This is a genomic window from Streptomyces sp. NPDC058525, assembly GCF_042719495.1.
Classification (GTDB): domain Bacteria; phylum Actinomycetota; class Actinomycetes; order Streptomycetales; family Streptomycetaceae; genus Streptomyces.
In genome coordinates, this window is record NZ_JBHXNP010000212.1 from 1 (window position 1) to 2,589 (window position 2,589).

The 2,589-nt window shown below is 78.7% G+C and carries 2 protein-coding genes; both read right to left on the reverse strand.

The window, feature by feature from the left end:
- Positions 1 to 111: 111 nt before the first annotated feature.
- The gene (locus ACFWP3_RS41835) at positions 112 to 2,244 is read right to left on the reverse strand and encodes a primosomal protein N' (RefSeq protein ID WP_384232198.1); all 2,133 of its coding nucleotides are present in this window, start codon (positions 2,242 to 2,244) and stop codon (positions 112 to 114) included.
- Between the two features lie 218 nt (positions 2,245 to 2,462).
- The coding region (locus tag ACFWP3_RS41840) for a methionine adenosyltransferase domain-containing protein (RefSeq protein ID WP_366083555.1) at positions 2,463 to 2,589 on the reverse strand (127 nt) is incomplete at its 5' end.

The following is a 2,589-nucleotide window of genomic DNA, read 5'->3' on the forward strand; positions in this document are numbered from 1 at the left end:
CACCCCCCGCCTCCCGCGGGTTCGCCGCCGCCCGCCCACCGGCCCGACCCGCGGCGGGGGGCTTCCCCCCGCCCCGCGCAGCGGGACCACCGGCACCACCGTGCCCGCCCGTCAGCCGATGTCCGCCGGGTCGATCCGGACCCGCACCGCCTCCGCCGCCGGAACCCCCCGGGCCATCCGCGCCGCCTGCGCGGCCTTCAGCGCCGCGGCCAGCGCCGCCCCGCTGCCCGGCGGCACCCGTACCAGCGCCCGCTCCCCCGGCGAAGCCTCGCCCCGCCGCCCCGACAGCGGCACCGGCCCCAGGATCTCGGCGTCCGGCGGCAGTCCGGCCCCGGCCAGGAAGGCCTCCACGGCCTCGCCCCGGCCCGCCACCGCCGCCATCCGGGACACCGGCGGGAACCCGAGCTGGGCCCGCTCCGCGAGCTCCCGTACGGCATGCCCCACCGGGTCCCACCGCACCAGCGCCTGCACCGGCCGCAGCGTCGGCTCCGCGACCACCACGACCTGGCCCTCCCCCCGTACCAGCGAGGCGGCCGCGATCCAGCGGCGCAGCGCGTCCTCGCCGGCCCGCAGGTCGGGCCGGGTCAGCATGGCCCAGCCGTCGAGCAGCAGCGCCGCCGCGTACCCGGCGCCCGCCGCGACCGGTTCCGCGCCGGGCGTGCTCACCACCAGCGCCGGCCGGTCAGGCACCTCGTCCAGGACGTGGTCGCGCCCGGAGGTCCGTACGGGCACGGCCGGGAAGGCCCGCCCCAGTTCCTCGGCCGTCCGCCGCGCGCCCACCACCTGGGCCCGCAGCCGGAAGGACCCGCACTCCTCGCAGTGCCAGGACGGCTCGGGACGCCCGCACCAGCCGCAGTGCAGGTCCCGCGCGTCGGGGGCCTCCAGCGGCCCGGCGCAGGCCGTGCAGCGGGCGGGCGTACGGCACCGCTCGCACGCCAGCCGGGGCACATAGCCGCGCCGCGGCACCTGGACCAGTACGGGCCCGGTCCTGAGCCCCTCCCGTACGGTCTCCCAAGCCAGGCTCGGCAGGCGCGCGGCCCGGGCCGCCTCGTCGCGGGCCAGCAGTTCGTCGCCCACCGTCCGGATCCGCGGGGCACACCGGCGCACCGTCTCCCGGTCGGCGACCAGCGGCCGCGCCCAGCCGGACTCGACCAGCTGGGCGGCCTCGACGGTGCAGCTGGTGCTCCCGGCCAGGAAACCGCAGCCGTCGGTGACCGCGCGCAGTTCCAGGACCTCGCGGACGTGCGGGAAGGGGGCGCGGTCGTCGCTGTGGCTGGAGTCGCCGTCGTCCCAGACCGCAACCAGCCCGAGGTCACGCACGGGGGCGAACATCGCCGCGCGGGTACCGACGACGGCCCGCACCGAGCCCCGGCTCACGGCGAGCCACTGGCGGTAGCGCTTCTCCGGCCCGGACTCGGCGGTCAGCAGCGCGTGCCGTCCCTCGCCGAGCAGGGCGGTGAGCGCCGCGTCCACCCGGGCGGCCGTGCGCCCGTCGGGCACCACGGCGAGGGCTCCGCGGCCGGAGGCGAGGGTGGCGGCCATGGCGCGGGCCAGCTCGTCGGCCCAGCCGGGGCCGGGCAGGGCGGTCCAGACGGCGCGCGGGGTGCCGCCGGTGGCGAGGGCGCGCAGGAAGGCGGGCCCCGAGCCGTAGCGCTGCCAGCCGCCGGGCTCGGGCGCGGCGGGCGGGGGCAGCGGCTCGGGTGAGGGCTTGGACTCGGCGCGGGCGTTGCGCGGGGGCAGGGCAAGCTGGAGTACGTCGGCCAGGCTGCCCGCGTACCGGTCGGCGACGGCCCGGGCCAGGGCCAGCATGCGCGGGCCGAGCACCACCTCGGGCGAGACGACGTGGGCGAGGGCGGCCAGCGCCCCGTTGTAGTCGGACTCGGCGCGCCGCTCGACGACGAAGCCGTCGATGAGGCCGCCGCCCTCGCGGCGGCCGCCGTGCACCTGGTGGGAGCCGGCTCCGAAGCGGACCCGGACGCGGACGCCGGGCTGCGCGGCCTCCGAGAGCTCGGCGGGGACGGCGTAGTCCCAGAGCTGGTCGAGGTGGAGCACGCCCTTGTTCACGAGGATGCGGGCGACGGGGAGTTCCTCGGCGAGGGCGGCGCCGCGCCAGGTGCGTGGCTTCGCCTTGGGCGCCTTGGCCTTCGCCTCGGCGACCATCTCCCGGATCAGCGCCAGCTGCTCCGGCGGGTCGCCGGGACTCACGTCCCCGCCCCGCTGCTCGGACTCGTTCGCACTGCTCACACCCGCATTCTTACCAAACCCCACCGACAGCGGCCGGGCCCCAATCCAGCCCCGCCTGGGGGCACCTCCCAGCGGTAGCTGGGGGAGTTTGAGGCGCGGGGCCTGGGGCGGAGCCCCAGCACCGGCGCCGCACCAGCGAGCCGCTTCGCCCCGGGCGGCTGGGCACGCGAACGGCCCCGGACCGCGGGTCCGGGGCCGTTCGTCTCAGACGGTGGTGCTTACAGACCGGCGGCCGCGCGCAGCGCGTCGACGCGGTCGGTGCGCTCCCAGGTGAAGTCCGGCAGCTCGCGGCCGAAGTGGCCGTAGGCGGCGGTCTGGGCGTAGATCGGGCGCAGCAGGTCGAGG